Raw genomic sequence first — 3360 nt, 5'->3', positions numbered from 1 at the left:
TCACCGGCATACCGGCCCCCGTGAACCCGCGCCCTGGCCCCACCAGGTCGGCGTCATACCGTTCCGGGCGCAGTGCTTCCAGCAGCGCGCCGAGGCGGACCGGCTGCGCGCCGTCATCGAGGGGGGCGGCACCGCAGTCCTGTGCCAGGTGCTGACCGGGATGGGAGGGGTCGGCAAGACCCAGCTCGCCGCCGACTACGCCCGCACCGCCTGGGACACCGGCGGCCTCGACGTCCTGCTCTGGATCACCGCCGGCAGCCGACCGTCCGTCGTGGCCGCATACGGGCAGGCCGGTGTGGAGCTGTGCCGTGCCGACCCCGACGACCCCGACGAACAGGCCGCCCGCACCTTCCTGGCCTGTCTCTTATACATCCTGGCCTGGCTGACCCCCAAAGCCGGTCAACGGCCGTGCCGGTGGCTCATCGTCCTGGACGACGTCGCCGACCCGGCGGACCTGCACAAGCTGTGGCCGCCGGCCAGCCCGCACGGCCGTACCCTGGTCACCACCCGCCGCCGGGACGCCGCCCTGACCGGCCAGGGCCGCCATCGGGTTGAAGTCGGCCGGTTCACGGAGGCCGAAGCCGTCGACTACCTCACCACGTCCCTGGCCTCACACGGCCGGGCCGAACCGCCGGGCCAGCTCACCGCCCTGGCCGCGGAACTCGGTCACCTGCCCCTGCCCCTGGCCCTGGCCCTGGCCGCCGCCTACCTGATCGACTCCGGCGACAGCGCCGCCAGCTATCGCGACCGGCTGGCCGACGAACAAGCCAGCGCACTCGCCGACCTCGCCCCCGACGCCCTGCCCGACGAACAGGCCGTCGCCCTCGCCGCCGCCTGGTCCCTGTCCATCGCCCGCGCCGACACACTCCGCCCCGCCGGCCTGGCCAGGCCCATGCTCCACCTCGCCGCCCTGCTCGATGCCAGGCATCCCCCGGGACGTCCTGACCGGCGAAACCGCCCGCGCTCACCTTGCTGCCCACCGCACCGGCACCAGCCTGGGCATCACCGCGACGCCGGCCCCCGTCTCCCACCGCGACGCGGTGCGCGCCTTGCGCACCCTGGACCTGCTCAGCCTCATCGACCACAGGCCGGACACCCCTCACCAAGCCGTCCGCATCCACCAGCTCATCCAGCGCACCACCCGCGACACCCTCACCCATGAGCAAAAAAGCCAGTACGCCCGCACCGCCGCCGACGCCCTCTTAGCCGCATGGCCCGACATCGAACGCGACACCGCCCTCGCCCAGGTCCTTCGCGTCAACACCGAAGCCCTCACCCGCCACGCCGAAGAAGCCCTGTGCCGGCCAGACGCCCACGCGGTGCTGGATCGTGCCGGCCGCAGTCTCGGTGAATCCGGTCAGATCACCGCCGCTGTAGAGCACTACGGCCACCTGGCCGCCACCACCCGCAGCCGCCTCGGCTCCGGCCACCCCCGCACCCTGGCCACCCGCCACGAGCTGGCCTACTGGCGGGGGATGCGGGGGATGCGGCCGGTGCCGCGGCCGCGTTCGCCGAACTGCTGGAGGAGATAGTGCGGGTGCTGGGCCCGACCACCCCCGCACCCTGACCACCCGCCATAACCTGGCCCACTGGCGGGGGCAGGCAGGGGGCGGGACCGTTGGGCAGCCGACCGATTGATGTGGAGTGGTGTGAGCGGCGGTACCGACCGGCCATCGACCTGCTCACACTTCGCAGTCCTGCTTCCCAACCTGGCGGGGGCTCTGCAAGAGCCGGAAACGTTACGACCGTACCGTTTCCAGGGCTGTCGCCTGGCGCCTCAATGGCCGCCCAAGCAGAAGGACCTGGGCCGCCGCGCGGCCGCGGCCCAGGTGCGCAGTAGCGGCATACGCCGCGCCCCCGGCCGGGTCTGGTCCGAGACTGAGGCGCAGAGCGACGCGGCACGTCTGTGACGAGCATGGGGGTAGGCGTCGTTCCGACCGGCGCCTACCCTCCGGGGTGCAGGTTTGGAAAAACGTCGGATTACCGGCGCCACTGCTGGCTGGGGGCGTCAGTGCAGTCCCGGATGACCAAGCGGGTGCCAGCGGTGGTGCTGGGGGCAGTCACACAACGGTTGGCGGTCGTGTTGCGGAGGCGGTAGAGCCCGTACCTGTAGGTGTCCACAGCAACTACCTCCCACCTCCAACGCTGAGTGGCACTACGGCTGTCGCAGGGTTGCTGGACAAGTGCGGTGCCGTCGGCAGTCGAGTTGCCTGCCAGGTCCAGGCACTGGCGGGAATGAACGACCCACAGTTGGGAGGCGTAACCGTCGGGCAGCGTACTGGTATACCAATCCTGGTTGCGCCCGCCCCAGTAATACCACAGCCATACGGGTGCCCCGGCTGCGGTGGATTCTCCCCACACGTCCATGACCTTGTCGCTAGCGGGGTTGCTCACAGGGTGGGTCAGGAGCCACTCCTGGCCCGCATTGGCGGCGCATGATGCCTGGTACAGGACAGCGCCATCCCCGATTGTGTTGGCGGCTTGTAGGCACAGGTGGCTGTTGTCGTTGACCAGGCGGTACACCGGCTGGCCCGAACTGTCGTTGCGGATGACGAATGGCTCCCAGGCCTGGCTCCAGCCGCCGTTGCACGGGGCTTGCCGGATACGGGCACCTGCCGCGCGACTGCCTCCTTCGACGTCCATGCACATCCGGCTATGGGAGGCCTTGATCTCCCAGGTGTAAGGGTTGGACGAGCGAGGGAGGAACTGCCAGCGCTGATTCTGCTCTCCGTGAAAGGACCACAATTGCACCCCTGCACCTGACGCCGTCGAGAAGCCCTCCACGTCCGCGACCCTGCCGGTGCTCGGGTTGGCCAGATAGGCGTTTTCGGCCCAAAGCTGCTGATCGGCCGCGCTCGCGGCGGGCGCAGCTATCGTCGCCACCAGAGCGAGGATCACTGCCACCACAGCCGAACTCGCCCGCACGGCTAGGGACCTCGCTGGCTGCCAGCTGCCGGAGCGTGTCGCGGTGGGTGGCTGCTCCGGAGTGCGAGCAATCGGGGACACCGCACATATGTTGGAACGATGTGCGCGACTGGTCATGGGCCCTCCTTAGACGGGGTGTCGCCCATCGTTGGTGACTCCAACGCCGCTTGACAGAGCGCAAACTACGGCGCAGGAAGCGTGCAACAGCGCACTACGAGGCCGTGCACCAGGGCACTTGTTTGAAAGGGTTCACGGGAACAGCGGCGACGGCCAGCCGCCGGTCGTGCGGTGCGAGGACTGCGGCCGCACCTGGACGGATGCGGCCGCTGACGTGGCGTGACGCCCGTCAGCCCGCCCAGCCGAGGTCCAGGACGTCGATCCCGTCCGAGTAAGCCGCGATGGTGATCCACGACCAGGGCCCGAACAGCGTGGCCG

The 3360-nt window shown here is 70.0% G+C and carries 3 protein-coding genes; 1 reads left to right on the top strand and 2 read right to left on the bottom strand.

Features of this window, described 5'->3' with window-relative positions; all coding sequences use genetic code 11:
• Positions 1 to 1162, top strand: a 1162-nt coding sequence (locus IH00_RS45205; RefSeq protein WP_267882637.1) for an NB-ARC domain-containing protein, incomplete at its 5' end; no start/stop codon positions are given.
• A 40-nt stretch (positions 1163 to 1202) separates the two neighbouring features.
• Here IH00_RS45205 and IH00_RS44855 read toward each other — a convergent pair.
• The gene (locus tag IH00_RS44855) at positions 1203 to 1430 is read right to left on the bottom strand and encodes a hypothetical protein (protein ID WP_234335118.1); all 228 of its coding nucleotides are present in this window, start codon (positions 1428 to 1430) and stop codon (positions 1203 to 1205) included.
• 550 nt (positions 1431 to 1980) lie between these two features.
• On the bottom strand, positions 1981 to 2883 hold the full coding sequence (locus tag IH00_RS0136165) for an RICIN domain-containing protein (RefSeq protein WP_158828189.1): 903 nt from the start codon (positions 2881 to 2883) through the stop codon (positions 1981 to 1983).
• Between the last annotated feature and the right edge of the window lie 477 nt (positions 2884 to 3360).

The sequence above is a fragment of the Streptomyces sp. NRRL S-118 genome (assembly GCF_000716335.1).
Taxonomy (GTDB): domain Bacteria; phylum Actinomycetota; class Actinomycetes; order Streptomycetales; family Streptomycetaceae; genus Streptomyces.
Note: the sequence above shows the minus strand (reverse complement) of the source record. Positions and strands in the feature narration are given on the sequence as shown.